We start from the raw sequence: 26645 nt of genomic DNA on the forward strand, positions 1-26645 counted from the left end.
ATAATAACAAAGCTCGATTCAGAGTAAATTAAAGAAAGTAAGGATAACCCATGGCTATCGAAGCAGGACAAATCGCTCCAGATTTCACATTAAACGACCAAGACAACAACCCAGTAACCCTCTCTGAACTGAAAGGAAAAAAAGTACTACTCTACTTCTACCCTCGCGCTTCAACGCCAGGCTGTACTGTTCAGGCTCAAGGGTTACGCGATACCAAAGCAGAGCTAGATGCCCACAACGTTGTTGTACTTGGTTTAAGCCCTGACACACCCAAGAAACTGACTAATTTCATAAACAAACAAGAGCTCAACTTCACATTGCTAGCCGATGAAGAGCACGAAGTTTGTGAAAAGTACGGTGTTTGGCAACTTAAGAAGTTCATGGGACGTGAGAATATGGGCGTGGTTCGTACAAGCTTCCTTATCGATGAATCTGGGAATCTTGAGCATGTATTTAATAAGTTCAAAACCAAAGACCATCATGAAGTTGTTCTAGATTACCTCGACAACAATTAATATTGATACTCTAAATTACCCATTGAGCCAGTATATTTTCCACTGGCTCCTATTCAGAAACTCTTGCCGTATCATGTATCAAAAGGCAGATAAACCTCTTCAACTCCCAACTCCTCAATCGGCAAGGAAACAGCCCCTTTACTACAAGATTTCAGCTCTTCAGGGCAAGCTGACTCTTCCAGATCAACTGAGCAGAGAGTACCAAACTCTTTGAGCGTAGTGCCATCAACAGCTCCACTCGCATGCAAACTAATTATTGTTTGGTGGACAGAACTCAAAATATCACTCATGTATACCTACCCCCGTTTAAAGTTATGAAGAGACTCTTTTGCCTGACTGATTAATAGTTCTTTTTCTTCTTCGTTCATTTTTGCGATTAAACAGACTAGCTCAGCAGACCTATCATCTTCACAAAAGAAGTAACTCAAAGGCACACCAAGTTCATCTGCAATTGACTTTAACGTACTGATATCCGGTGTATGTTTTCCCTTTTCGTATTGATTCATTCTCGGACTTGCGGAGCTTTCATCCATACCTATACGCACTCCCAAAGCTTTTTGGGAGAGTTTCGCTTTTTTGCGCGCTTCTTTAAGGCGCTCAGGGATTGGGTTAGTAAATGACACTTATAGTTCATGTCTCTGATCTCAAGGTAACTAAGATTTTCTTAGTTTTACTGATTTCTGTATACTAAGCAATCCTTAGTTTTTGGTTGGTGTAATTTTGGAAATGAAACGGGCTCGAAGAATTAATGCGGTCATGCACAAGTTATTGATAGAAAATGGGTTAGATGGATTCACCGTGCTAGAAGCGAGAGATTTGTGGCTATCCCTTGATAATGTGGACTCCAATTCTGCTGAAGCTCGCAAAAAGGTGTACCGAGCAATTTTTCACTTTGAAAAGAAAATTTGGTTGCGAAGTGAGGGCTCAGGTCGAAAAAAGCGCTACTTTCAAACGGAACAATTTAAAGAGTTACATAACAATGTAACCACGAACAACCAAGCGGATATAAACCCTAAAGTACCCACTCAAAACTATTCCATTTTGAGCAATGAACGTAATGAATATAAGGGTGAACTTGAGATCGTACTTGGGGAGATTGACGAATATCAATCGATCGTATCTCGATTTCCTGAGCTAGAAAATAAACTAGCCCCTTTGCATCAAGAGGCTAAAGAGCGCGCCGCTTTATTGCTCGGTAAAGTGAATGTTTTAACAAAGGTTCTTAGTACTCTCTATGAAGGAAGTGAACCGTGTTAAGGGAGTGGCAAAGTGAATGCTCTGACAGAGCGTTGGAAAAATATCAATCCAACTGCTCCCATTTCTTTTGCCAAGCGACACCTGGAGCAGGTAAGACAGTACTTGCCGCTAATATTGCGTCAAGGTTGTTACAAAGTGACATGGTAGATCTTGTATTGTGCTTCTCACCATCGTTGACGGTTTCTGATGGTATAAAAAGAACCTTTTCGTCAATACTTAAGTGTACGTTTAATGGCGGCATGGGATCTGTCGGGCAATCTTTAACATACCAATCTATCCAATTCCTCAATGACGAATTTTGGCAAACATTACGGAATCACAGGGTCTTTGTTGTCTTTGATGAAATACACCATTGCTCTGGCTCTGAGGTTGAAAATGCGAACATTTGGGGACAGCAAGTTCTCTCTAAGATTCAAGGACTTGCTACTTTTACCCTCGCACTTTCAGGTACACCATGGCGTTCAGACTCTTTACCCATTGTGATGGGTGAGTACAGCGACCCAGACGGACAGCTTCTTGTCGATTACCAATACACTCTTAAACAAGCTATAGCTGATGGTGTTTGTAGAACGCCCAAAATCGTCTTGGTTGATAATGAACACTTGTCTGTTAGTAGTAGCGGAAAAGTCGAATCCTTTTCATCAATATTAGAGATGCTTAAACAGACAAAAGCATCCTACCAGAGTGTTATTCACAACCAAGAGGCGATGGAATATCTACTCGGTTTAGGATGTGAGCAGCTAGAAAAAGTACGTCTCAGATCACCCAATGCCGGTGGGCTGATTGTTGCAGCGTCGGTTCAACATGCGCAAACAATCAAAGAGGTGCTGTCTCAAAAGTTTGGGCAAACCGTTTCTATCGTCACTTATCGACATGAAGAACCGCTAGTAGAAATAGAGCGTTATCGACAAAGCGACGCACAATGGATTGTTAGTGTAGGTATGATCAGTGAGGGTACTGATATTCCGCGCCTTCAAGTATGTTGCCATATGAGTTCAGTCAAAACTGAATTGTATTTCAGGCAGGTGCTCGGACGAATACTTCGTGTGAATAATACAATAAACCAACAAGCGTGGTTATTCACTTTTGCAGAGCAAAGCCTGATTGAGTTTTCTGAAAGGATTGAACAGGATATTCCTGAGTCTCGTCTCTATGTAAGTATGAGGAAACCTATCGAAACAGAGTTCTCTGGTCGAGGAAATAGCTTAGGTATCGCGCCTCCGCTTGAGTCCCAAAACAGCGGGATAACAACAGTATCTTGGGAAAGCAGTACAGACCGTTCAAATGCTCTCTATGGAACATTAGGGATGTCTGATGAGCTTCGACTTGGTGCATTTAAGCAGAGGGTGATCTCGGCTTTCTCTTCCATGTAGTTGAAAAAACCATAGACTACAATTTCACTAAAGGCACATTGGGAAGGCCTGCATGAATTACTTTGCAGAGGACCCTTTCTAGGTAATACAAACCTGGAGGGTAAATAAAAAAGCTAAAACAGCAGTACCGGAACCGTATAAAATACCAGCGCCAATATCTTTCGGATCTTTATCCCAGCGTTCGCAGTGGAACTCACAAGCACTTTTCTACTAAGCAGGAAAAGAGCTATTACTTTCTTCATAAGATTGAGTGTAGAGGTTACCCAGTTAAGCTGCGCGCTGCACGAGGAAGAGCATTAGCTAACCCATGGGACGACTACCCATCGTATGTGTATGGCCTAGCAAAAAGTTGGAAGCATAACTCGAAGCGCCAAAAACAATACTACCGATAACCTATCAAAGCTCTCTATTCTGGAGAGCTTTTTTATACGCCCCCTCTCAGTCGAAGGATAACTTATCAGTAACGCCATAACAAATTAATCTTAAGTCGTTGATTTAAAGAATAATATCTTATTCTTTACGCTGATACCTCTTAAGTGGCCACTCACATCGCAAGTTGCGATGCGCAGGTTGCGACGTGAAGTTAAAACCACCTAGAATCTTGCTTTCTGTAAGAAGGGTTACACGTGCTTCTAATTAACACACTAGAGGGCAGATCATTATGTTGACGGCGCTAGGAAACACACTTTTACCCCTTTACGCGTTAGACTTTTACCTATCCACATCCCGTTAACATTAGCTTGCCCGACTTAAACTTATCCGGTGAGTTGATAATCAGCCTCCTTGATTAGGTCACATTTTGCAGCCTAGCCTCCTTTGATGTGGCATAACTTATTGATTATTAGTTGAGTCAATATGAAAAAGGCTGCATTATTCAGGACAAAAGACGACAAATTGTCGGCGAATAAGTGTTATAGCTCAAAGAGCTAATTTTTAGTTTAGGAGTTTTTGTGGATTCGACAAAATATCAGGTTTTTATCAGTTCTACCTACAAAGACTTAGAGGAAGAACGCGAAAGTATTATTAAAGCGGTATTGGAGATGTATCACATACCTATTGGTATGGAAATGTTTAGTGCTGAGGATGAAGAGCAGTGGGAAATCATTAGAAGAACTATTGACGTTAGTGATTACTATGTACTCATTCTCGGCTTACGATACGGTTCAAAAACGTCTGATGGAATTAGTTTCACTCAAAAAGAATATGAGTATGCTTTGGAAAAGAAAATTCCAGTTTTAGCATTTGTCATGAGTGATGATGTATCCCTACCTAAAAGTAGGCGAGATGATGACCTAAGTGATATTAATGCATTTCGCTCTACAGTCCTTGATAACTCCAAAATGGCTCAGTTCTGGGAAACAAAAGATGAATTGATTAAGAGTGTTTCGATTTCACTGATGAAGCAAATCATGCAGAAACCCGGAGTTGGCTGGGTTAGAGGCGATAAACTGGGTGTTGAAGAAGATTTATCAAAAGAGTTAACGAGCTTAAGCAAAGAAAATCGAGCTTTACGAGAAAAAATTGTTGAACTTGAGTCTAAAATATCTCCGAAGATTCCTAAAATTGAAGTAAATGTAGCATCTCCGTCAGTAAGTCGAGATTATCACGACCTTGAGCCTAAAGTATTACCAAGAAAACTAAACTCGGGTGATATACCTCGCCACTTGACTAAGTATTTAGATGATGCGGCAGTTGATAAATTTAACAACTCATTACCATCAGAATCACAGCTGATGGAGTACAATATTTCAAATAATCGCTATCATAAACTACAGAATTACTCTACTCCGTTGGTTATTGAGGTGTCTAATATTGGCACGTGTAAAGCTCAAAATGTCTATGTAGAAATTGTTTTTCCTGACACTGTAGCTGTATATGACCAAAGTGAGTCTTTTGTTGAACCTGAGAATCCAATTCCCGAAAACCCATTAGTCGAAGCAGAGGTTCAATATGAAAAAGAGAAGCTTGCTTCATTAGCTTCCTTACATGCTGCGATGCTAGGCGTGGATAATTTCAATAATATTCTAGGAAATTACTCGTTAGCACCTAATGTGGGCAGCTTGTCGCATCTAAGTGCAATAAATCGTTCTTGGTGGACAAGACTTGATGGGAACAAGGTAACTATCAAAATAGAGAGTTTGTTACATACTAGAACCATGACATTTGATGACGAATATCTTATTGCGCCTTTAGCACTCGCAAGTGGAGAGCTTAAAGTAAATGTTATATGTGAAGAATATGCTCAAGAAGATATCAAAGTAATGGATTTTCACATTAAATAACAAGAGCTATAACAAACGACTATGGCGTCAATAGCTAATTTCTAGCTGTGTTTTCATTCCACATGACGCCGTCACGAAGCATTTAAGGCTTCAAGACACTTTTGCTAATCTTGTATAAGCAATTTAGAGCTATAGGTCTAAATCGTTTATGTCCCATCGCTTGATAGTGGGGGCTTAGAATTGAAGAGTGTCTATCAAGTTGGAGGCTCTTAAAAGCTGAGAATACAGTATATTCATATCACGGGGATAATTTGATGTCATTTAGCACAGATACTCAGAAGATAAGAAACTCTATAAAACGCTATACAAAAGAGTCAGTCGTGCAACATTTATTGACTCGACTACATACCGTTTATCCTGGTGAGCCTAAAGCAATAGGTCGACCTTGGACTGTCTGCTTAATGCTTGAGTGGGCATTAGAGCTAGAACCCAACCAAGGCGCTATTCCTGCGACTGAAAAAGATGTTTGGAATATATTGAATAAAATTTGGGCGTTACAAGGAAAAGCTACCAACTTTGCTGATGAGGATAATGTTTGGTTGTCTCTAAGAGCGTTTTTTCTAACACAACTCAGATTTCAAAGTAACCAGATAGTGCACAACTATTTTTTGGTCAGGTTGTTCTCGATCATGTGTAATGAAGGTGCAAGTCGCTCTTTTCGAGATAGCTTCAAAGTTCAGACAGGTATTGAGTTGGAAGACTTTTTTGTTTTGTCGGTGTTTTTCTTTTCTATATTTTACAGGTCAAAAAAGCCTGTCATTAAGTACAAAGAGTTCTTGCCCAAGCTCTCACCTGCATATCCAGTGGCCGTAATAAAACAATACCTCAGTTTAGTTGGAGCAAACTTTGAACAGTTGCAACAATTGATGAAAATCCGAAGAGGAGAAACTAGAGGTGATGGAGGTGTAAGAGTGGAAGAGTACTTTTCTGAACCACTATTGCTTGAGAAACCAATACTTATTCTACCTGAGGGTATATCAACCGCTCATCCATACGTTGCAAGTATCGGATTGAGCGAATTTGTGCTCAGAACGCTTAAAACTGCTGATTCGAGAGGTTTTCGAGACAAGTTTACTAAAGAGTTTGAAAACTATTTAGCATATGTTTTTGATGAATATGGATTTGAAACGACAAGAGAAGAGCAACTGAAGGCAGTTTATAGAAATAACAAAATTCAAGGTAAGGTTGTCGACTTCTTACATCAACGAAACGGAACTTCGATATTTATTGATGCAAAGGGTGTAGAACCAAACCAAAAAATACTTGTGACTGACCAGAGCAACATTATTAAGGACAAGTTAAGGGATACTCATCTGAAAGGTATAAAACAAGCAGGTGAGTGTGCAGATAAGTTAAGTGGTGTTGGTTTTGATGATCTTGCTGACTTTAATAACAGATATGCCCTCATAGTGACTCACCAAGACTTCTACCTTGGTAACGGTGCTAAACTAGCCTCTTATTTAGGGGATGAGTATAGACAAAGAATAGATGAAGCTGTTGCTGGTAGGATACCTTTGAAAAACGTCCACTTCTGTTGTATTGCTGATCTTGAGGGAATACTTGCGCTTTGTAATGAGACTGAAACCGAAATAAGTGAGTTTTTGGACTTTTGTGCCGGCGAAGAAGAAGCTCCAGAAACCGCAAAATTTGAAATGCGTCAGCACATTCAAGCATATGCAGAGAAGCTAGCATCAGAGAAAAAATCTCCCATTGGCAGCGATAGGCTTGTAGAAAACTTTGAATACTTAACTTCTGAGCTTGCTGATAAAATGTCAAAGTCTCGGCAGTATTGGAACGAAGGCTTAGTGAAAGCTCCAGAGTTTTTACAGCAACTTAGAATAGTCAAAGAGCTAGTATAGTTATTTTTTTGAGTTAGCATCAATTAGTGATTAGGCATCAGCTAACCATCCGTTTCTAGATGATGCGCTATCCAGCTCCACTACAAGTTATGTACTGAACGTCCATTTTTACTAACGGTGACAGGTCTTGCGTTTTGCTACTGGATAATAGACTTAGTTTTACTAATCCTATATCGGCAAAGGAAAGGGCAAAGTCTAGCTCTCTTCTGTCCAAAATCTTCACAGGCTGAATTTTTACCAGTGGCACTTTCTAACTCAAAAGTGCCACTTTGTAAGCTAGTACTGACTCTCATCGATAGACATGAGTAAATTCCTTTGACGAGAACATACACTTTCAACTTTTCCGAGTTGTTAAGATACTGATAGCACACGCTTGTGTAGGTAAAAAGTTAATAGGTTATATGTATGCTGAGCATTATTGATATAGTGACAATCATAGCAATGGTTGCAGCTGTTATCGCTGCAATCCCAATTGTTAGAGATTGGTGTCCTATAAAGCTGTCTGATAAAGAACGTGATGTTCTGTTATTAGCGAAAGTTGATGATGGATATCCATATATGATTTTGTTCGTTTGTGGTTTAAGTAAAAGGTCTTATGTTCAGACCCCCTTCAAGCACGACTCAAACATTTATGTTTCTGACGAAATAGCTTCACTTACATGCAAAAAACTAATCAATGTCGCATTTTTACGTCAGGGTGGAGACTATGTGGGAGATGGTCAATTTGTTTGGTACACGTTGACTCAAGAAGGCATTAAAGTTTTGAACAGGTTAAATCAAACACAGAGTTCATGACCTAAACCAATGTGATTAAGGTAAGCACAAGAAGCTATTCTCGTGACCTATTATGGCAAATGAGCGTAACACTCCCTTGCCCCATTCCTTTTCAGCGCGAAAGTTTACTCACAATCTGTGATTGTACGTTTACCTTACCTGTAGTTATCCGAGGGAGTGTCGAAGTAAGCTTTTTAAAAATTATGCGTCATTTTGCAATCTAATACACAATATCTATCATTAACCCATTGATTGTAAATTGATCAATGATTAAAAAGGCTGCATGATAGGAGTATAAAAAGCGTTATGTGTAATCCAAAGTTCAGGGAAAGAATGAAAGTACTTATTGCAGGAGCCAATGGATATATTGGTAGCCACGTGACGAAGATGTTTGTTGAAAGTGGTTTTGAAGTTTCGACATACAGCAGGGCTAGCGGTGTCCTACCTGATGCTAGAAAGCTCACTAAAGTGCCCGCAGATTTATCTGGTTACTTTGATATTGTTGTAAATTGTGCTCGTCCACATTGGTCAGAATTTTCGCCAGAGGAAATAGTTGATATAGAGTCCAAGCTGCTAACGCAGTTGGATAGGCTAGCGGCTGAAGGTGCGACCAAAATTCACACTTCGGGCGTTTGGCTATTCGGTAATGCGTCTCACAACGACCTCAAAGTGTTTAGGTTGAAGCCTTTAGATGTGGTGAAACTGGACGCAGTTACAATAGGTCGTGCTATTAAAAAGAAGTGGCATGTAGTTTATTGTCCTAGTTTGGTTTATGGCGGTGAAAACTGTCAGCTAAAGCGAATTGTCGACTCTTTATCTGACCAAACGATTCAAGTAGCTATACCATCTCAAGGTCATAACCAATACATCCACGTCAATGACATCGCAAGGTTTTATTTATCGTTGGTGCAAGGTCGAATTTCCTCAGCACAACATTTTATTGCCGAGACTAAGGGGTATAGCCCTGAAGAGTTTTCCCAGTTGTTGCTGGACTCTCGAATCATAAAAAAAGTCAGCAAAAGTAATTGGCGTGAGTTTGAAAATATCTTTGGCTTTTCGGCAGTAGAAATAGAAAAACTGAATCTTAAACTTCCAGTTAGCCCTTTGTTTGAACCGAAAGAGTCCTTAAGGAAGTACATAAAAAATTACACATACAAGCGTTTAAGGTTTCAAGATACTTTGTCTAATCCCAATCTCGCATGTTAGAACCAATACTCTAACGCGCTTCTGTCCAGAACCTTCACAGGTGGCACTTCGTAACTCGTGTGATCACCAAGCGATTCTGTCGCAATGACAACCCACTTCATCTTATAGCACTGCCTAAGTTTTTTTATGACAAACTTCCGCTTGGGAAAGCGTCAAAATCAGCCCGATTTACAAAAAATTATGACAACTGCTATAATTGAGGTTCAAAAAGAGAAATTATTAACCTAACCCACTGTTAAATATATAGTTTGTTATAAATCGTCAAAAGTTGGGTCTGAAAAAATTTCCAAGGGTAAAACAGCATGGGTAAAGTGTACGACGGTCTGCACCGTATTAGCTTCCTAATTGATGAAGAAGGCCAGATTGAACACGTCTTCAACAAGTTCAAGACTAAAACTCACCACGAAGTGGTTCTAGACTACTTCAATCCAGAAGCTTAATGTTGTTTCTAGTGAATTAATGACCTAATTTCATACCTAGATGATCTAAGTTAACAATTGACTAAGCCAAATACAAAAAGGCCGAATATCATGGATATTCGGCCTTTTTAATACTTACTCAACTGTATTGTTCTTCAATTACGATTGATGCTCAGGGTCATCGTCGAGAGCATGACTCGGTAAAGCATTCCAAACCGCTTTTACCAGCGTAGCAAGCGGGATAGCGAAGAACACGCCCCAGAATCCCCACAATCCGCCAAACACCAATACCGCTACAATAATCGCTACTGGGTGTAGGTTCACGGCTTCAGAGAACAGAACAGGAACGAGCACGTTGCCATCTAGTGCTTGGATAATACCGTAAGCAAGAAGCAGCCAGTAAAATTGAGGCTCTAATCCCCACTGGAACAGGCCAACAATCGCAACTGGAACGGTCACAGCTGCCGCACCGATATAAGGAATCAGTACCGAGAAGCCGACCGCGACAGCCAACAGAGCTGAATAACGCAAATCTAGAATCGCAAAGGTCACATAGCTGACACCACCGACGATCAAGATCTCAAGCACCTTGCCGCGAATATAGTTCGAGATTTGCTGGTTCATCTCAACCCAAACCTTGGTCGCTAGACGACGATTTTTCGGTAGCACGCCACTCGCCATGCTGATCATCTCTTCTTTATCTTTTAGTAAGAAGAAGATAAGCAGCGGCACAAGAATCAAGTAAACCGCAAGCGTAGCCAAGCTCACAAGAGAAGCTAAAGAACCTTTAACAACACTTTCACCAAAGCCCAATGCTTTATTTTTCGCGTTAGACACAATCGATTCAACGATCTGCAAGTTTGCTAACTCAGGATAGCGCTCAGGAATCGTCGCGATGAACTTCTGTAAGCCGCCATACATGCTTGGAATATCATTGATGAGATTACCCACTTGCTCCCAAATGGTCGGTACCAAACCAAATATCGCCAATAGCATCACGCTAAAGAACATTAAGATCACCAACATCACTGAAGGGGTTCTTGGAACACTGAGTCTTTGAAGTTGGGTAACCGGCCACTCAAGTAAGTAAGCCAACACAATAGCCACCAACAATGGCGCGATGAGATGACCAAAGAAGTAGATCGTAATAAAGCCGAATAGAATGATGGCAACCAAACTGACAGCATGGGGATCAGAGAAACGTCGTTTATACCAACGATTGACCATTTCAAGCATCTGACTGCAATTCCTTTTTAGTGACGAGGATATGATGGTAATTAGAGCAAACCTCAGCGATGACGTCATAGGCTTGCTTAGACAAAAAAGTAACAATATCTTTCATCGAGCTGTTATCAGAGACATAAATTGACAATGACTGTCCTACTTCTAACTTTACACTGTGACGCTTGGCTAATAATAAAGCCATTGGACATCGCTCTTGGCGTAAATCTAGAATATTAGGTGTCATTCTTGGGCTCGATGCTTATTATAAGGGTCGTATTGTAATCTGTTTTTGAAAACGCGCCATCATTCATTCATCTTCCTTAATGATAGCGCACGCACTTAGTAAAGGTTAAATCAGATAAAGAACCAATTTGCATTGCTCTTGTCTTACTGTCAGAAGAAACGGAGTATTACTGACTAATATGTTTAAACGCGCTCGTTCAATTGCTTGCTTATGCATCGCAGCCACATTAAGCACCCCAACTTTGGCAAATACCAATGGTTTGGAGCTACCGGATATCGGCACCGCTGCTGGCGGCACCCTCACTATCGACCAAGAACTTATCTATGGTGATGCCTACATGCGCATCATCAGAAGCAGCCAGCCCATCGTCAACGACCCTGTTCTAAACCAATATATCGATACGCTCGGCCATCGCCTTGTCGCGAACGCGAATGATGTAAAGACCCCTTTTCAGTTCTTTATGATCCGTGACCGCAACATCAACGCCTTTGCATTCTTTGGTGGTTATGTTGCTTTGCACTCAGGTCTGTTCCTGCATGCACAATCTGAAAGTGAGTTGGCTTCAGTATTAGCGCACGAAATCGCGCACGTTACCCAACGTCACTTAGCGCGTAGTATGGAAGATCAAGCTCGCCGTTCTCCAGCAACCATCGCAGCGCTAGCAGCCTCTGTATTATTGGCCATTGCAGCACCTGAAGCAGGTATCGCAGCTCTAACTGCCACAACCGCTGGTAACATGCAGAGCCAGATCAACTACACCCGTAGTAATGAAAAAGAAGCTGACCGCTTTGGTATCAACACACTGGCGAAAGCAGGGTTCGATGTGAATGCGATGCCGCGTTTCTTCGGTCGGTTGGCTGATGAATACCGTTATGCCAGCACACCACCCCCAATGCTGCTGACTCACCCATTACCAGAAGATCGAATCACCGATTCACGCGCTCGCGCTCGCAGCTATCCGCCACTAAAACTGGCCCCATCACTGGACTACCATCTAGCAAGAGCTCGCATTGTCGCGCGCTATGCGGGCATTAATAATGATGCTGCTCTAGATTGGTTTGAACGTAAGCTGAAGAAAGCACCTAAAGCCTTGGTTCCATCATTAGAGTATGGCCAAGCACTGGTTTACCTAGATTCTAAAAAATTAGACAAAGCTGAGCCGATTCTGACCAAGCTCATCAATAGTGATCCAACCAATCTATTCTATTTAGATGCGATCTCAGACCTGCACATTGAACAGAAAAAGCCTGAGATTGCGATTAAAGAACTCGAATCAGCGCTGGTTCGCCAACCAAACAACCCGGTTCTAACCATTAACTACGCCAATGCGCTGATTGAAAATGAAGACCTACAGGAAGCCGTTCGCGTGTTGCAACGTTACACGCACGATAACCCGAACGACACCAACGGCTGGCACCTACTTTCAAAAGTAAATACAAGCCTGGGTAATAGCGACGAAGAACTGGCTGCTCGTGCAGAGATCTTGGCACTGCAAGCCAACTGGAACAAAGCGATTCAGTACTATACGCAGGCTAGCCAAATCGCAGAGCTCGGCAGCCTAAAACAAGCACGTTACGACGCCCGAATTGATCAACTAATGATTCAGCGTGAACGCTTCTTGTCGTTACAGTAAGTGTATTTATTGGCAACGGTTAGTTGTCAGAAGAAAAAGAAAGCTCAACGTTACATAGTTAAAGAAGCCACTCAAGTGGCTTCAACTGAACAATTAAATCAAAAATAATAATGAGGAAGAACCATGTCCGTCGTGATTTATCATAACCCACGCTGCTCAAAGAGCCGTCAAACTCTCGAACTGCTTGAAACAAACGGCGTACAGCCAGAAGTTATCAAATACCTAGATACGCCTTTAACTATCGAGCAACTTAAAGTGCTTTTCACGCAGCTTGGTTTTGACAGTGTTCGCGAAATGATGCGCACAAAAGAAGCGGATTACAAAGAGGCTAATCTTGGCGATGCATCGGTTACCGATGAAGATCTATTCTCAGCAATGGCGACAAATCCAAAACTGTTTGAACGCCCTGTTGTTGTTGCGAACAATAAAGCAAAGATTGGTCGTCCACCAGAACAAGTGCTAGAGATTCTGTAAGCCAATATGAGCATCAACATTCTTGTTCTCTACTACAGCCGCCACGGCAACACTCAGGCTCTAGCAAGACAAATTGCACGTGGGATAGAATCCATCCCTCACTGTGAAGCTATGCTAAGAACGGTGAACGACGTGTACACGGTAGAAGAACAGCCTGACTCGCGTTATCAACCAACCGATCCTATTGCGACGTTACAAGAACTTCGATGTTGCGATGGCTTAGCGCTAGGCAGCCCAGTTTGGTTTGGCAACATGGCTGGGCCTATGAAGCACTTTTGGGATAGCACTACATCACTGTGGATAAATGGCGATCTGATCGATAAACCAGCTTGTGTGTTTACCTCTTCTTCATCATTGCATGGCGGGCAAGAGACCACACAACAAAGTATGATGTTGCCACTGCTTCACCATGGCATGTTAGTGGTGGGCATCCCCTACTCAGAACCTGCGCTGCATACCACTCAAACTGGTGGTACACCCTATGGTGCGAGTAGTACCGGAGAGAGCGCTTCATTAAGCAAAGATGAAATTGAGTTGGCGCAAAACCTAGGCAAACGCCTAGCGCGCATCGCAATAAACCAGAAGGGAATTTCTCAATGATGTATATGCCAGAGAAGGCGATGTCTCCCACAACCAAGCTATTCCGCTACCTTGCTCTAGCGGGCAACTTGTCGCTTTTATTCTGGGTGATTGCTTGGCAGATGACACTTTCGCCGCATCCTCATCTAAGTAATGTAACGCTTGCGATCGCTTGGGCTATACCGCTGTTACTCCCATTACCGGGCATTCTAGCAGGTAAACCTTATACGCATGCTTGGGCGAACTTTGTCTTAATGCTCTACTTCCTACACGCATTAACTATTTTGTATGTAGACGGTGGCGAGCGCTTATTAGCGGCTGTAGAACTGCTTCTGACGACTCTAGGCTTCGCGGGCAATATCTTATTTACTCGCTTTAGAGCCAAAGAATTAGGCATCAAACTTAAGCGCCTTTCTGAAGTAGAAAAGACCGAGAAAGCTAAGTTCGAGCAGTAACCTGAATTAGGTTGTCCTGACCTAGTATCAATAGAAAAAAGTGACAACAAACAAAAAGCCCTGCGAGATTTCTCTTGCAGGGCTTTTTTCATGAATTCATTTCAATCGGTCATGTCAGAAGACAATCACTAGCGAACCCATTCGTATACTAGGCTTGGCTTAGCATGTACTGGCGCAACAACTGTTAGCTCTTCCGAGCCAGACGTATTTGTTAGCTCAGCATCCGCTTCAGTTGATAACTCACTAACTTTGATGACTTGAACACTTGGGTCTGCTTCGTTAACCGTCGCTTCTGCGCCATCGTTCAGGGTCGCATCAGTAACAGCTGCTGAATCATCGCCTACAGACATGGCGTTGTCTTGCGTTTCAAATTCAGGGCTCACTTCAGGTTCAATGTAAGATTCTTCAACCTTTGCGACTTGGCGAATGCTTTCCACTTCTTGCTCAAACTCTTGTTGAGTCGACAATAAGTGAATTCGGAAAGTTACTTCGTTATTCTGAATTTTCAGAATATCTAAGCTTGCCACCGAGTTTAAACGCTTAAGTGCATTCTCCAATTGGAAGAAGTCTTGTGCGTTATTCAGGCTAATAAATTGCGTTAAAATCGACTCTGATGATTCACTTGCTACTGTAACCGCACTTTTACCTGCGTAGTAGTTACTGATTTGGTCGACAAGTTTCTTAGAAGTCGTCGCGCTGTTGCCCGATAGCGAACCACTGACTGGCGATTTTGGTGCGCTCGTCAATTGGTTTGGCTTTTGATCGTATAGAGTCCAACGTAGACCTGAAGATTGAGCTTTTATCACAAGAACAGCATCAACCGGGTAACGCTGACTCGCTTTACTGATTGGTGTAACAAAGCTACCCCAAAGATCAGAAGTCGCAATACCCGTAATGTCATCAAAATCACCCACAGGTAGCGTTAGAGGCAAACCGCGCTCTTTTGCGTTGGCTTGTAAACCTGCCGCTAATTGTGAGTTGGAGTGTTCCCACACAATATTCTTGTCGTAGTTCTGTTCTTCCACCAGCCAAACAAGGATGTTTGAACGCGTGTCAGGCCAGTACGGCAACTGTGCTTGCGTCAATAGAGAACGGATTTGAGCACCGTTAAAACGCATACGCAATGTTGATTGGTCATTGCTTTCGCCAAAACTCATTTGAGACATGTACTGCGAACTTTTACGCATCGCCTTTTGAATCGTCTCATTCGAAGCGACATCGGTTTGGCCAGTCGCACGTATCAAAACCTGCTCCATGCCGGTATTTCTTGCCACTTGTTCTGGCTGTTTGTTTTCAGCGTTAATCGCAACTTCAGCACTAAAAATATCTACTTGAGTTAAGGCATAACTCGGAGAGGCTAATAGTCCCATCAACAACAATGCTATGTAGCGCATACTGATCCTAATATTCAAATCTTGTGCCTAGATGATAAGCAACTATGGATTGAGGGGCAAGGTCGATAGCGCCCACTGTGTTTAATAACCTTAAAATATCACCTGGCCATGATAAATCGCTCACTTATAAACTGAGTTTTTCAGGCAAGGATGGATATAAAACATCACTAAGATAAATAAATTTGATCTATTTGGTGTGGCAATCGATTGCTAAGTGATAGAATCCCGCGAATTTTATTTTTCACTTTTCATATAACGACCATTTTTAAGGACATAACATGAAAAATGCTCTGCAAGGTGCGCAAATGCTGTTTGTAGCGTTTGGTGCGCTTGTACTCGTGCCGCTACTAACAGGACTTGATCCCAACGTTGCACTCTTTGGCGCGGGTATCGGTACCCTTTTGTTCCAACTTATTACACGCCGTTCAGTGCCAATCTTCTTAGCGTCTTCTTTTGCATTCATCGCGCCTATCATGTTTGGTATTCAAACTTGGGGTGTTGGTGCAACCATGGGCGGCATAATGGCAGCAGGTGTTGTGTATGTCTTAATGGGCGCGTTGATTAAAGTGCGTGGCGTAGCCTTCATCCATAAACTGCTTCCACCCGTGGTGGTTGGCCCTGTGATCATGGTTATCGGCTTAGGTCTTGCGCCTGTTGCAGTAAACATGGCGCTAGGTAAAACCGGCGATGGTGCGGTTCAACTTATCGATGCAGACGCCGCGTTATGGATCTCGTCTATTTCATTGCTAGTGACGATTGTCATCAGTGTTTTCTCGAAAGGCTTCCTTAAATTACTGCCTATCTTTGGTGGCATTGTAGCGGGTTACGTAACGAGCTTGGTATACGGCGTAGTTGATTTTACCCCCGTAGCTCAAGCAGATTGGTTAGCACTACCAAACTTCACTGCACCAGAATTCAACATCAACGCTATTTTCTTTATGGTGTTTGTGGCAATTGCACCTGCTGTTGAGCACGTGGGCGACATGCTTGCTATCTCGAACGTTACCGGCAAAGACTACCTTAAGAAGCCAGGTTTACACCGCACTATTACTGGTGACGGTGTGGCAACAATTGCCGCTTCAATGCTGGGCGCTCCACCAAACACTACGTACAGTGAAGTAACAGGTGCAGTAATGCTGACCAAAGCATTCAACCCAGTGATCATGACTTGGGCTGCGGTAACAGCGATTGTTCTTGCATTGGTCGGTAAGCTAGGCGCGCTACTTCAAACGATTCCTGTTCCTGTGATGGGCGGCATCATGATTCTACTGTTTGGTTCAATCGCGACGGTAGGCTTGAATACTCTAATTCAGAATAAAGTAGACCTACATAAATCACGCAACCTTGTGATTGTGGGTATTACGTTAGTCTTCGGTATTGGCGGCATGGCATTTGGCATCGGTGACTTTAGCCTACAGGGCGTAAGCTTATGTGGCATCGTGGCAATCCTACTTAACCTAGTCCTTCCAGAAGAATTAGGCGACAACACCGTAGTAGACAAAGCTCAAATCGATTAATTTATCGGTAAGGCTGGATTCAAAAAAATCACAACCTAACAAGATCAAAAAAGGGAGAGCATCGAATGCTCTCCCTTTTATTTATACGGCTAATTAAGCAGGTTCAGTTAAATTTAAAACTCTTTGAATTAATTTAAACCGAAACTGAATTACTTAGTACCGAAGATCTTATCACCAGCATCGCCAAGACCAGGAACAATGTAGCCCTTGTCGTTTAGCTTCTCATCGATTGCAGCCGTGTACAGCTCAACATCTGGGTGCGCTTTTTCTAGAGCAGCGATACCTTCAGGAGCAGCAACAAGCACAAGAATCTTAAAGTGCTTACAACCTTTCTCTTTCATAAGGTCGATAGTCGCGATCATAGAACCACCTGTCGCAAGCATTGGATCTACCACTAGAGCAATACGCTCATCGATGTTAGATGCAAGCTTGTTAAAGTATGGTACTGGCTCAAGCGTTTCTTCGTCACGGTAGATACCAACAACGCTGATACGTGCACTTGGGATGTGCTCAAGAACGCCGTCCATCATGCCTAGACCAGCACGTAGAATTGGCACTACCGTTACTTTTTTACCTTTAATTTGGTCAACTTCTACTGGACCGTTCCAACCGTTAATCGTCACACGCTCAGTTTCAAAATCTGATGTCGCTTCGTATGTTAGAAGGCTACCCACTTCTGTCGCTAGCTCACGAAAACGCTTAGTGCTAATGTCACCTTCACGCATCAGGCCAATTTTATGTTTTACTAGCGGGTGTTTCACTTCAACAACTTTCATTTCCAACTCCGGCAATATTTAAACAAACCTGTAGATTATACACGAACTGTGGGGTTATTTCAGAATCTTTATTCTAATAAAAAAAACCGCGCAAACGTTTGCTCTTGGTAATCAAGCCCTGTTAGAATAGCGCCGTTTTCACATCCAACTTAAGTTCGAGGACTATCCCGTGAGTGGTAATACTTCTTCTCTAAGCTACAAAGACGCTGGTGTTGATATCGACGCAGGTAATGCACTAGTAGACCGTATCAAAGGTGCTGTTAAACGCACTCGTCGCCCTGAAGTAATGGGCGGTATTGGTGGCTTTGGCGCCCTATGTGAACTTCCAACGAAATACAAAGAGCCGGTACTTGTTTCAGGTACTGATGGTGTTGGTACTAAACTTCGCCTTGCTTTGGATCTGAAAAAACACGACACCATTGGTATCGACCTAGTGGCAATGTGTGTGAACGACTTAATCGTTCAAGGTGGTGAGCCGTTATTCTTCCTAGACTACTACGCAACAGGTAAGCTAGATGTAGATACAGCTGCAGACGTTGTTTCTGGTATCGCTGAAGGTTGTGTTCAAGCTGGCTGTGCACTAATCGGTGGTGAAACGGCTGAAATGCCTGGTATGTACGAAGGCGATGACTACGATGTTGCTGGCTTCTGTGTTGGTGTCGTAGAAAAAGCTGACATCATTGATGGTACTAAAGTAGCAGCAGGCGACGCACTTATCGCTGTTGGCTCAAGTGGTCCACACTCAAACGGTTACTCTTTGATTCGTAAAGTTCTAGAAGTTTCTGGTGCTGATAAGAATGAAGAACTAGAAGGTCGCACTATCGGTGAGCACCTACTAGAACCTACTAAGATTTACATCAAATCGGCACTTAAGATGATCGCAGAGCATGACATTCATGCTATTTCGCACATCACTGGTGGTGGTTTCTGGGAGAACATCCCACGCGTACTTCCTGAAGGCACTAAAGCAGTGATTGATGGAAAAAGCTGGGAATGGCCTGCTATTTTCAGCTGGCTACAAGAGAAAGGAAACGTGGAGACATTTGAAATGTACCGCACTTTCAACTGTGGCGTAGGCCTAATTGTTGCTCTACCTAAAGATCAAGCAGACGCTGCTGTTGAACTACTGAAAGCTGAAGGCGAAAACGCTTGGGTTATCGGTGAGATCGCAAACGCTGAAGCTGGCGAAGAGCAAGTTGAAATTAAATAAGTGATACGTTCACTTACTTAGTTAATAAATGAGGACCTATTGGTCCTCATTTTGCTATTTAGCACGCAGAAAACCTTAGTTTATGTAGGTAAATTGTAAATACTTTAGTTAACCAATCGCATGACCCACTCTATGAAGAACAGCCATTCTATGAATAACAGTCACTCTAAAAAAAACATCGTCGTTTTAGTCTCAGGAAGCGGAAGCAACTTACAAGCTATTTTGGATGCCTGTGACAGCCACACGATTGACGCCTCTGTTAAGGCAGTTTTCTCAAATAAAGCGGATGCTTTTGGTCTAGAGCGCGCAAAATCAGCAGGTGTTCACGCTCACTCGGTGAATCCAAAAGAATTTAACTCGCGTGAAGAGTTTGATCATGAATTGATGGTTCAGATCGATGCTTACCAACCCGACCTGATTGTACTCGCTGGCTACATGCGCATTCTGAGTTCAGAGTTTGTTCGTCATTACGCGGGTAAAATGATCAATATCCACCCTTCTCTATTACCTAAGTATCCTGGGCTGCACACCCACCAGCGTGCTATTGATGCAAAGGACAAAGAGCATGGCACCAGCGTCCACTTTGTTACCGAAGAGCTCGATGGTGGCCCAGTGATCTTACAGGCTAAGGTGCCAGTATTTAAAGATGATGATGCTGACATATTAGCAAGCCGAGTGCTCACCCAAGAACACTGCATTTACCCTATGGTCTGTAAATGGTTTGCCGAAGATCGTTTATCGATGGTAAACGGGCAAGCTGTCTTAGACGGTAAAATATTAGGCAAACACGGTTACGCAGAAGAGTAATTCGTATAGCTATTCTCGCAAAGTAAATCACTAAAGAGCAAGCCCTTAAAAATCAGAAAATAAAAAGGCCGCTTATTGACTTATTGGTTCAGTAAGCGGCCTTTCTTATGTTCGGATCAAAAATGATACTATTCGGAACGTTTAGCTCAATGGCTCAGTTGGTGCTTGGCTTGCAACCTTTTTAGGTGCATAAGCAACATCTTCCAAGGCTTTATGGTTATTGCCGATCAGCTCACCAAAATGAAACAACGCATATTCGCCCGGCTTCATTCTAAACCACTCTTCATTGCATGTTAGAGGCTGAGTTGCTACCACCGTGACCACATCATTCGGCGTGGTCTCTTCTTGGAAGTTTATCTCAACATCTTCATCAATCAGGCTCGCATTGCCAAAAGGCGCGCGTCTTGTTATCCAGTACAAATGATTCGTACAGTAGGTCATCACGTACTCACCATCACTGAGTAACATGTTGAAGACGCCTTTCTCTCTTAGCTGATCACAACACTCAGCGACAAAGCGAAACATACCTTCCATGTCTTGTGGTGGTTCAGGAAAACGATCTTCTAATTGTTTCACTAACCAACAGAAAGAAAGTTCACTGTCCGTCTCACCGACCGGTCTGAAACGACCACTAACCAGATCATCGTAATCCGTTAATTGGCCATTATGGGCGAAGGTCCAGTATCGTCCCCAAAGCTCACGGGTAAATGGGTGAGTATTTTCTAGATTAACGCCACCACGATTAGCTTGACGGATATGACTGACAACAGCTTGACTTTTAATTGGGTAGTTTTGAACCAACTCAGCGATCTTGGATTCACAACTAGGGTTAGGATCTTTAAACGTACGGAAACCCTTTCCTTCATAGAAAGTAATACCCCAGCCATCGCGGTGCGGGCCGGTATTGCCTCCACGCTGCATAAGACCAGTAAAGCTAAAACAAATATCAGTTGGCACATTCGCGCTCATACCGAGCAATTCACACATGGTTTAATCTACTCCCTATCAAAACCAATGGAGCCTAAGTTGGGCCCCAAATGTCTTTAAAACTATTATTCCATTTCTTTTTCAACAAGCTGAATCACAATGTGGATGATCTTAATGTGAATCTCTTGGATGCGGTCAGCGTAACCAAAATGTGGAACTCGAATTTCGATATCGGCACAACCTGCCATTTTACCGCCATCTTTACCGGTTAGCGCAATGGTTTTCATGCCTTTAGCTTGAGCAGCTTCAATCGCTTTTAAAATGTTGGCAGAGTTACCAGAAGTCGATAAACCAAACAACACGTCACCCTTACGGCCTACCGCTTCTACATAACGAGAAAATACGTGGTCGTAGCCAAAGTCGTTACTTACACAAGATAAATGGCTAGGATCTGAAATCGCAATACCAGCGTAACCTGGACGATTTTCACGGTATCGGCCAGTAAGCTCTTCCGCGAAGTGCATCGCATCACAGTGTGAGCCACCGTTACCACAAGAAAGTACTTTACCCTCTTGCTTAAATGAATCTGCAATCAGTTTTGCGGCAGCTTCAATTTGGGCAATGTTATGGTCATCACTCAAGAACTTGTTAAGAACGTCAGCAGCTTCGTTCAATTCACTTTTGATTAGGTCATGGTACATAAGGCTTATCTCTTATTTTTTTGACGCAACTTAAAGTGCGCGAAATGAGAACTGGGGGTTTCCCCCTCTTTATCACTGAGTTTACCCACAAACATGAAATAGTGTCGACACTTAAGCCCAAAGATTGCCACCTTTATTAGCCTGTCGCTGCCGATCCGCCCAAATATTCGCCACCAACCTCTCACAATTAGAACTTTAACTCTATTGAGATCACTTTTTATCCACTTTAGAGTTTTACAAATATTTAATATTTTGTTTACACTTGACTGGTTAGACCTCTTACCTAAACTTAATAACAATAAGTGATCTCTGAAAAGGAAATCGATCATGAACATATTGCTCTCCCTACTCGGCATGACAGCAGTCTTAAGCGTCTGTCTTTACCATAGAGTTAGCCTAGTACGCGCATTAATCGTATTAACCGGCACAATGGTAGCATTAACACTGTTTGGCGGCGTAGCTGTCACTGGCTGGCTTTGTTATCTCTTAGCCATTGCGATTTTTGCTGTACCGGCAATTCGTCAGACCATCATCAGTCAAAAAGCGCTTTCTTTGTTTAAAAAAGTACTGCCTGCAATGTCTCAGACAGAAAAGGAAGCATTAGAAGCGGGTACTGTGTGGTGGGAAGCAGAGCTGTTCAAAGGCAAGCCTGAATGGAAGAAACTTCAAAACATCGCTGACCCGAAGCTGTCTGAAGCTGAGCAAGCATTTTTAGATGGTCCAGTAAATACAGTGTGTGAAATGGTCAATGATTACCAAGTAACGCATGAGCTGGCTGATTTGCCACCAGAAGTATGGCAATACCTGAAAGACCATAAATTCTTCGCAATGATCATCAAGAAAAAATATGGCGGTTTAGAGTTCTCGGCTTACGCTCAGTCTTTAGTACTACAGAAGCTAACAGGCGTTTCTAGCGTATTGTCATCAACCGTTGGCGTACCTAACTCGTTAGGCCCCGGTGAGCTATTGCAGCACTACGGTACAGAAGAACAAAGAAACCACTACCTACCCCGTTTAGCGGAAGGTAAAGAGATCCCTTGTTTTGCCCTAACTAGCCCGGAAGCTGGCTCAGATGCAGGCTCAATCCCTGATTACGGCATTGTATGTAAAGGCGAATGGCAAGGCGAAGAAGTCTTAGGCATGCGCCTCACTTGGAACAAGCGCTACATTACCCTTGCACCTGTCGCAACAGTATTGGGACTTGCGTTTAAATTACGAGATCCAGACGGCCTACTTGGTGACAAGCAAGAGCTCGGTATCACTTGCGCGCTTATCCCTACAGATTTAAAAGGCGTGAAGATTGGTAATCGTCACTCCCCACTTAACGTACCGTTCCAAAATGGCCCAACCCAAGGTGATGATCTCTTCGTTCCTATCGATTTCATCATTGGTGGCCAGAAGATGGCCGGACAAGGCTGGCGTATGCTGGTTGAGTGTCTATCTGTTGGTCGTGGTATCACACTGCCTTCAAACTCAACGGGCGGCATTAAATCGGCTGCGCTGGCAACCGGTGCTTACGCTCGTATTCGTCGCCAGTTCAAACAACCTATTGGTCGAATGGAAGGAGTTGAAGAGCCGCTTGCACGCCTAGCAGGTAATGCCTACGTAATGGATGCGGCAAGTAACCTAACGGTTGCAGGTATCGATCTTGGCGAAAAGCCTTCGGTTATCTCAGCAATTGTGAAGTACCACTGTACTCACCGTGGCCAACGCAGCATCATCGATGCGATGGATATCGTCGGTGGTAAAGGCATTTGCTTAGGTCCATCAAACTTCTTAGCTCGTAGCTACCAAGGCGCGCCAATCGCGATAACCGTGGAAGGTGCCAACATCCTAACTCGTTCGATGATCATCTATGGTCAAGGTGCAATTCGTTGTCATCCTTACGTACTGAATGAAATGGAAGCCGCTTATTCTGAAAGTAGCGATGCACTGGATAAGTTTGATTCAGCGTTAGCAGGACACGTTAGCTTTACGATGAGCAACCTAGTCCGCAGTTTGTGGTTTGGTTTAACTGATGGTCGAGGCTCAGACACGCCAACACCATCTAATAAAGCGGACAAACAGACTCAACGCTACTACCAAAAATTGAACCGCTACAGTGCCAACTTAGCGCTACTTTCTGACATTTCAATGGCCGTTTTGGGTGGTTCACTGAAACGCAGAGAGCGCCTATCAGCAAGATTAGGCGATATCCTAAGCCAACTGTACCTAGGTTCAGCAACACTTAAGCGCTTCGAAAGTGAAGGCAGCCACGCTGAAGATTTACCGTTAGTACATTGGGGTATGCAAGATAGTTTACGTCAGACTGAAGTTGCGATTGATGAGTTCCTAGCGAACTTCCCTAATCCTGTGATTGGTCGCTTACTTCGTGTTGTGTTGATGCCATTCGGTCGCATTCGTCGTGCGCCAAACGACAAACTGGACAGCCAAGTCGCGCACATTCTACAAACGCCAAGCGAAACACGTTCTCGTATCGGCCGCGGCCAATACTTGGAAGCGACTGAATACAACCCAGTGGGTAAGATTGAAAAAGCACTAGAAGTCATTCTTCAAGCAGAACCTCTATTCGACAAAGTCTGCAAAGAGACACATCAAAAACGTGCCTTCTTACGTCTTGATCTTGTCGCTCAATTGGGACTTGAGAAAGGTATCTTAACGGAGAAAGAAGCTGCGTTGCTTGTCAGTGCAGAGGAACATAGACTGTACACGATTAACGTTGACGACTTCTCTCCAGAGGAGCTTGCAGCAAAGTCTCAGTACCCAGACCAATCGATTGATAACGTCGCTTAAGGTCAGAAAAAGAAACAACAACGGGACTCCTATGAGTCCCGTTTTTTTTGGTCATGACATCGTTGTCACAAATTTTAATGCTGACATTCTCGAAGCTTACTTTCTCGAGATTTGTTCTCTCGAAGTTTGCTCTCTCAAGACAACTCCAATGATATAGACAAGTTACTTTGGTGCCTTAAGCTGCATCTCTGGTTGAGCTTTTTTCTTCGCCTTTACCCGACGAACCACAAACCAAATCAATAAACCTAATAGAATCGCGACCACATTACCCACCGCAATAATGATCATACTGCGCTGCCTGTCATCTTCACGCTTCTGAAGTATCATCAACTCTGCTGCGATACGCTTTTGCTCAGCAAGCGCTTGTTCTTGCAGGCGTCGTGACTCCGCTAAATCGATATCTTCAACAACGCTGTACGAGTGCTCGGTAATGGGAAAGATCAGTGGACGTTGGCTTGAGGCATCAGTGGCGTAAACCATCCCCGACCAGTTATAAATCCCCAAATCGCCATTATAAGGCAGCTCTAAAGCGACTTTCATTGCATCGACCTCAGCTTGGCCCTGCTTATACATTTCGTATTCATCCGGAGCTTTGTGTTCAACATGAACCGCTAACGAACTAGGCGCAATCATGCCCGGCTCCCCTGAAACGACAATCGAATGAGGCTGCCCCTCTTTTCGAGACTGAATGAAGGTTGTAGTGATCGGTGTTGGGTACACCAAAACTTCTTGCTCTTGTGCTCGCAGGAACACACCATTGCCAGAAGTAATACGCGCGCGGTATTTACCTGGCTCAATATCAATCGGCAACGACACAGTGAAAACGCCATCTCCGGCTTTTTCATCAAGACCACTGCCATCGTCGGCAAACTCGCCCATCACAACCGGAATTGGGCGCGCCTCTCTCACTAAAGACTCTTCATTTTCAACGAACTTAGTAAAAGTGACCTTAAGTTTCACGCGATCTAAAAAATCACGCAGCACAAGAGGCTTGCCGTCAGAGCTCAAACGAGCCGTAAATTTAATGTGTTCGGTTTGATACAGTTTGTCTGGGAAGTCATTGGCATCTAAAACAAGGTGAGACAATAGCTTGATGTTGTTCTTAGGTGAGACTTTACCAACCGCTTGCCAAGGTCCTGGCATCGGTTTGTCGATAGATATGATGTCCATGGATGATTCTTCGTACCAACGGACATTATCAGCATTGCGCCAAGAGTAGTATTTCTTGCCATCCGGACGAACTAAAACGACAGGTTTAGAGTTATCGGCTCGATAAATCACAAAGGTGACTTGTTCAATACTGGGATCAACTCGAAAACGGTTGTCCAATAAACTCATTACGGATTCTGTTGCCGCATGTAAGCTAAAGCTTAACAGCAATAAGTAACCGGTAGCCAATACCCTTAACATAGTTTCTCCCTACTGACGCCAGAGGCAGCTTCCGCTTTTCTCGACGAGATCTAAACGACTTTGATGCGCTTCTACTTCATCGGCCGTAGCTCGTAAAACCTTTAGGGATTTTCGACCACTTTCTGCTCTTCGTATACTTTCACCTTCACCTTCCTTTTGCCCTGCGTTAAATTGCAGCGAAGTTTGCCCACCTGTCATCAATAAATAGACGTCGGCTAGGATCTCCGCATCGAGCAATGCACCGTGGAGGGTACGGTGCGAGTTATCAATACCGTAACGATCACATAAGATATCTAGGTTGTTTCTTTTGCCTGGAAATATCTTCTTCGCCATGGCCAAGGTATCGGTAACTTTACAGTAGTCATCCGTTTTACCTATCGCTGGGTTGAGCTTCTCAAACTCATAGTCCATAAAGCCCGTATCGAAGGGCGCGTTATGAGCTACCAGCTCAGCACCTTTGATAAAGTCGAGAAACTCTTTATGTATGTCTTGGTATTCTGGCTTATCAATCAAGAATTCATCGGTAATACCGTGAACGCCAATCGCCTCTTCTTGAATCGCACGATCGGGCTTTATATAGACGTGGAAGTGACGCCCGGTCAGCCTACGGTTGATGATCTCTACCGCACCAATTTCAACGATGCGATGCCCCATATAGTGAGGGCCACCTTCTGTATTCATACCGGTGGTTTCGGTATCGAGTACAATGATGCGCTTATTTTCGTCCGAACTGTTTTTTTCGTTCGTGTTTTGTTCTGGAGTGCTACTGGTATTCATAAGGATAACTGTGTCAGACTATGCCGATAATGTGCTTGA

General features: G+C 43.2%; 25 protein-coding genes and 1 pseudogene. 16 read left to right on the plus strand and 10 right to left on the minus strand.

The features are described from left to right. The first annotated feature begins 50 nt into the window (after positions 1–50). Positions 51–515, plus strand: coding sequence for a thioredoxin-dependent thiol peroxidase (gene bcp, locus AC3CID_RS11705; protein WP_488526579.1), 465 nt, complete (start codon positions 51–53; stop codon positions 513–515). A 71-nt stretch (positions 516–586) separates the two neighbouring features. On the opposite strand, the gene AC3CID_RS11710 is transcribed toward bcp, so the two are convergent. Next, on the minus strand, positions 587–805 hold the full coding sequence (locus AC3CID_RS11710; protein WP_488526580.1) for a hypothetical protein: 219 nt from the start codon (positions 803–805) through the stop codon (positions 587–589). Positions 806–811: 6 nt separating this feature from the next. Then, positions 812–1138: a helix-turn-helix domain-containing protein gene (locus AC3CID_RS11715; RefSeq protein WP_017090157.1), complete on the minus strand. Its 327-nt coding sequence runs from the start codon at positions 1136–1138 to the stop codon at positions 812–814. A gap of 103 nt (positions 1139–1241) precedes the next feature. Here AC3CID_RS11715 and AC3CID_RS11720 point away from each other — a divergent pair, with 103 nt between their 5' ends. The 7 genes and pseudogenes from AC3CID_RS11720 to AC3CID_RS11750 all read left to right on the plus strand — a co-directional run. Then, positions 1242–1772 (plus strand): hypothetical protein, encoded by a 531-nt coding sequence (locus tag AC3CID_RS11720; protein ID WP_488527293.1) that lies wholly within the window; start codon positions 1242–1244, stop codon positions 1770–1772. Further along, entirely contained in the window at positions 1766–3145 is a 1380-nt protein-coding gene (locus tag AC3CID_RS11725) for a DEAD/DEAH box helicase (RefSeq protein ID WP_488526581.1), read from the plus strand. The genes AC3CID_RS11720 and AC3CID_RS11725 overlap by 7 nt, the downstream gene beginning before the upstream one ends. 950 nt (positions 3146–4095) lie before the next feature. Further along, positions 4096–5427, plus strand: coding sequence for a DUF4062 domain-containing protein (locus tag AC3CID_RS11730; protein WP_488526582.1), 1332 nt, complete (start codon positions 4096–4098; stop codon positions 5425–5427). A 254-nt stretch (positions 5428–5681) separates the two neighbouring features. Continuing rightward, positions 5682–7286 carry a GapS1 family protein gene (gene gapS1, locus AC3CID_RS11735; protein WP_488526583.1) on the plus strand — a complete coding sequence of 535 codons (1605 nt, stop codon included), beginning with the start codon at positions 5682–5684 and terminating at the stop codon, positions 7284–7286. 405 nt (positions 7287–7691) lie between these two features. Next, positions 7692–8081, plus strand: a complete 390-nt coding sequence (locus AC3CID_RS11740; RefSeq protein WP_488526584.1) for a hypothetical protein — start codon at positions 7692–7694, stop codon at positions 8079–8081. A 312-nt stretch (positions 8082–8393) separates the two neighbouring features. Next, on the plus strand, positions 8394–9266 hold the full coding sequence (locus tag AC3CID_RS11745) for an NAD-dependent epimerase/dehydratase family protein (protein ID WP_488526585.1): 873 nt from the start codon (positions 8394–8396) through the stop codon (positions 9264–9266). A 302-nt stretch (positions 9267–9568) separates the two neighbouring features. After that, a pseudogene (locus AC3CID_RS11750) lies at positions 9569–9706 on the plus strand (thioredoxin-dependent thiol peroxidase); the annotation flags it as partial. 138 nt (positions 9707–9844) lie between these two features. On the opposite strand, the gene AC3CID_RS11755 reads toward AC3CID_RS11750, so the two are convergent. Then, positions 9845–10921 carry an AI-2E family transporter gene (locus tag AC3CID_RS11755; RefSeq protein ID WP_488526586.1) on the minus strand — a complete coding sequence of 359 codons (1077 nt, stop codon included), beginning with the start codon at positions 10919–10921 and terminating at the stop codon, positions 9845–9847. Then, complete coding sequence (locus tag AC3CID_RS11760; RefSeq protein ID WP_017107216.1) at positions 10914–11153, minus strand: sulfurtransferase TusA family protein; 240 nt, start codon at positions 11151–11153, stop codon at positions 10914–10916. Before AC3CID_RS11760 ends, AC3CID_RS11755 begins: the two co-directional genes overlap by 8 nt. A gap of 178 nt (positions 11154–11331) precedes the next feature. Here AC3CID_RS11760 and bepA point away from each other — a divergent pair, with 178 nt between their 5' ends. From bepA to AC3CID_RS11780, 4 genes are all read left to right on the plus strand, one after another. Next, complete coding sequence (bepA, locus tag AC3CID_RS11765) at positions 11332–12786, plus strand: beta-barrel assembly-enhancing protease (RefSeq protein ID WP_054547616.1); 1455 nt, start codon at positions 11332–11334, stop codon at positions 12784–12786. A gap of 123 nt (positions 12787–12909) precedes the next feature. Beyond that, positions 12910–13260 (plus strand): arsenate reductase (glutaredoxin), encoded by a 351-nt coding sequence (gene arsC, locus AC3CID_RS11770; protein WP_017084132.1) that lies wholly within the window; start codon positions 12910–12912, stop codon positions 13258–13260. A gap of 6 nt (positions 13261–13266) precedes the next feature. Next, positions 13267–13860 (plus strand): NAD(P)H:quinone oxidoreductase, encoded by a 594-nt coding sequence (wrbA, locus tag AC3CID_RS11775; protein ID WP_171312545.1) that lies wholly within the window; start codon positions 13267–13269, stop codon positions 13858–13860. Continuing rightward, entirely contained in the window at positions 13857–14294 is a 438-nt protein-coding gene (locus AC3CID_RS11780; protein ID WP_004734315.1) for a DUF2069 domain-containing protein, read from the plus strand. Before wrbA ends, AC3CID_RS11780 begins: the two co-directional genes overlap by 4 nt. A 128-nt stretch (positions 14295–14422) precedes the next feature. Here AC3CID_RS11780 and AC3CID_RS11785 read toward each other — a convergent pair whose 3' ends face one another. Further along, complete coding sequence (locus AC3CID_RS11785) at positions 14423–15688, minus strand: DUF2066 domain-containing protein (RefSeq protein ID WP_488526587.1); 1266 nt, start codon at positions 15686–15688, stop codon at positions 14423–14425. A gap of 278 nt (positions 15689–15966) precedes the next feature. Between AC3CID_RS11785 and AC3CID_RS11790 the strand changes: the two genes are divergently transcribed. Beyond that, positions 15967–17205 carry a uracil-xanthine permease family protein gene (locus AC3CID_RS11790; RefSeq protein ID WP_488526588.1) on the plus strand — a complete coding sequence of 413 codons (1239 nt, stop codon included), beginning with the start codon at positions 15967–15969 and terminating at the stop codon, positions 17203–17205. A gap of 149 nt (positions 17206–17354) precedes the next feature. On the opposite strand, the gene upp is transcribed toward AC3CID_RS11790, so the two are convergent. Then, positions 17355–17981, minus strand: coding sequence for a uracil phosphoribosyltransferase (gene upp, locus AC3CID_RS11795; protein ID WP_004734318.1), 627 nt, complete (start codon positions 17979–17981; stop codon positions 17355–17357). Positions 17982–18150: 169 nt separating this feature from the next. On the opposite strand from upp, the gene purM reads away from it, so the two are divergent. Both purM and purN read left to right on the plus strand, forming a co-directional pair. Then, positions 18151–19191 (plus strand): phosphoribosylformylglycinamidine cyclo-ligase, encoded by a 1041-nt coding sequence (gene purM / locus AC3CID_RS11800; protein ID WP_054547613.1) that lies wholly within the window; start codon positions 18151–18153, stop codon positions 19189–19191. Positions 19192–19311: 120 nt separating this feature from the next. Next, entirely contained in the window at positions 19312–19998 is a 687-nt protein-coding gene (gene purN / locus AC3CID_RS11805) for a phosphoribosylglycinamide formyltransferase (RefSeq protein ID WP_488526589.1), read from the plus strand. Positions 19999–20139: 141 nt separating this feature from the next. On the opposite strand, the gene AC3CID_RS11810 is transcribed toward purN, so the two are convergent. Together AC3CID_RS11810 and lpcA are read right to left on the minus strand one after the other, a co-directional pair. Further along, the gene (locus AC3CID_RS11810) at positions 20140–20985 is read right to left on the minus strand and encodes a class II glutamine amidotransferase (protein WP_017079424.1); all 846 of its coding nucleotides are present in this window, start codon (positions 20983–20985) and stop codon (positions 20140–20142) included. A gap of 65 nt (positions 20986–21050) precedes the next feature. Next, on the minus strand, positions 21051–21626 hold the full coding sequence (gene lpcA, locus AC3CID_RS11815) for a D-sedoheptulose 7-phosphate isomerase (RefSeq protein WP_004734322.1): 576 nt from the start codon (positions 21624–21626) through the stop codon (positions 21051–21053). Positions 21627–21953: 327 nt separating this feature from the next. On the opposite strand from lpcA, the gene fadE reads away from it, so the two are divergent. Next, on the plus strand, positions 21954–24419 hold the full coding sequence (fadE, locus tag AC3CID_RS11820; protein WP_237290336.1) for an acyl-CoA dehydrogenase FadE: 2466 nt from the start codon (positions 21954–21956) through the stop codon (positions 24417–24419). Positions 24420–24581: 162 nt separating this feature from the next. Here the strand turns inward: fadE and AC3CID_RS11825 are convergent, their stop codons facing one another. Both AC3CID_RS11825 and dnaQ read right to left on the minus strand, forming a co-directional pair. Further along, complete coding sequence (locus tag AC3CID_RS11825; protein ID WP_488526590.1) at positions 24582–25829, minus strand: TIGR03503 family protein; 1248 nt, start codon at positions 25827–25829, stop codon at positions 24582–24584. Between the two features lie 9 nt (positions 25830–25838). Continuing rightward, a complete protein-coding gene (dnaQ, locus tag AC3CID_RS11830) occupies positions 25839–26606 on the minus strand; it encodes a DNA polymerase III subunit epsilon (protein ID WP_017084141.1) in 768 nt (255 codons plus the stop codon). Between the last annotated feature and the right edge of the window lie 39 nt (positions 26607–26645).

The sequence above is a fragment of the Vibrio sp. QJM3NY_21 genome (genome assembly GCF_057785975.1).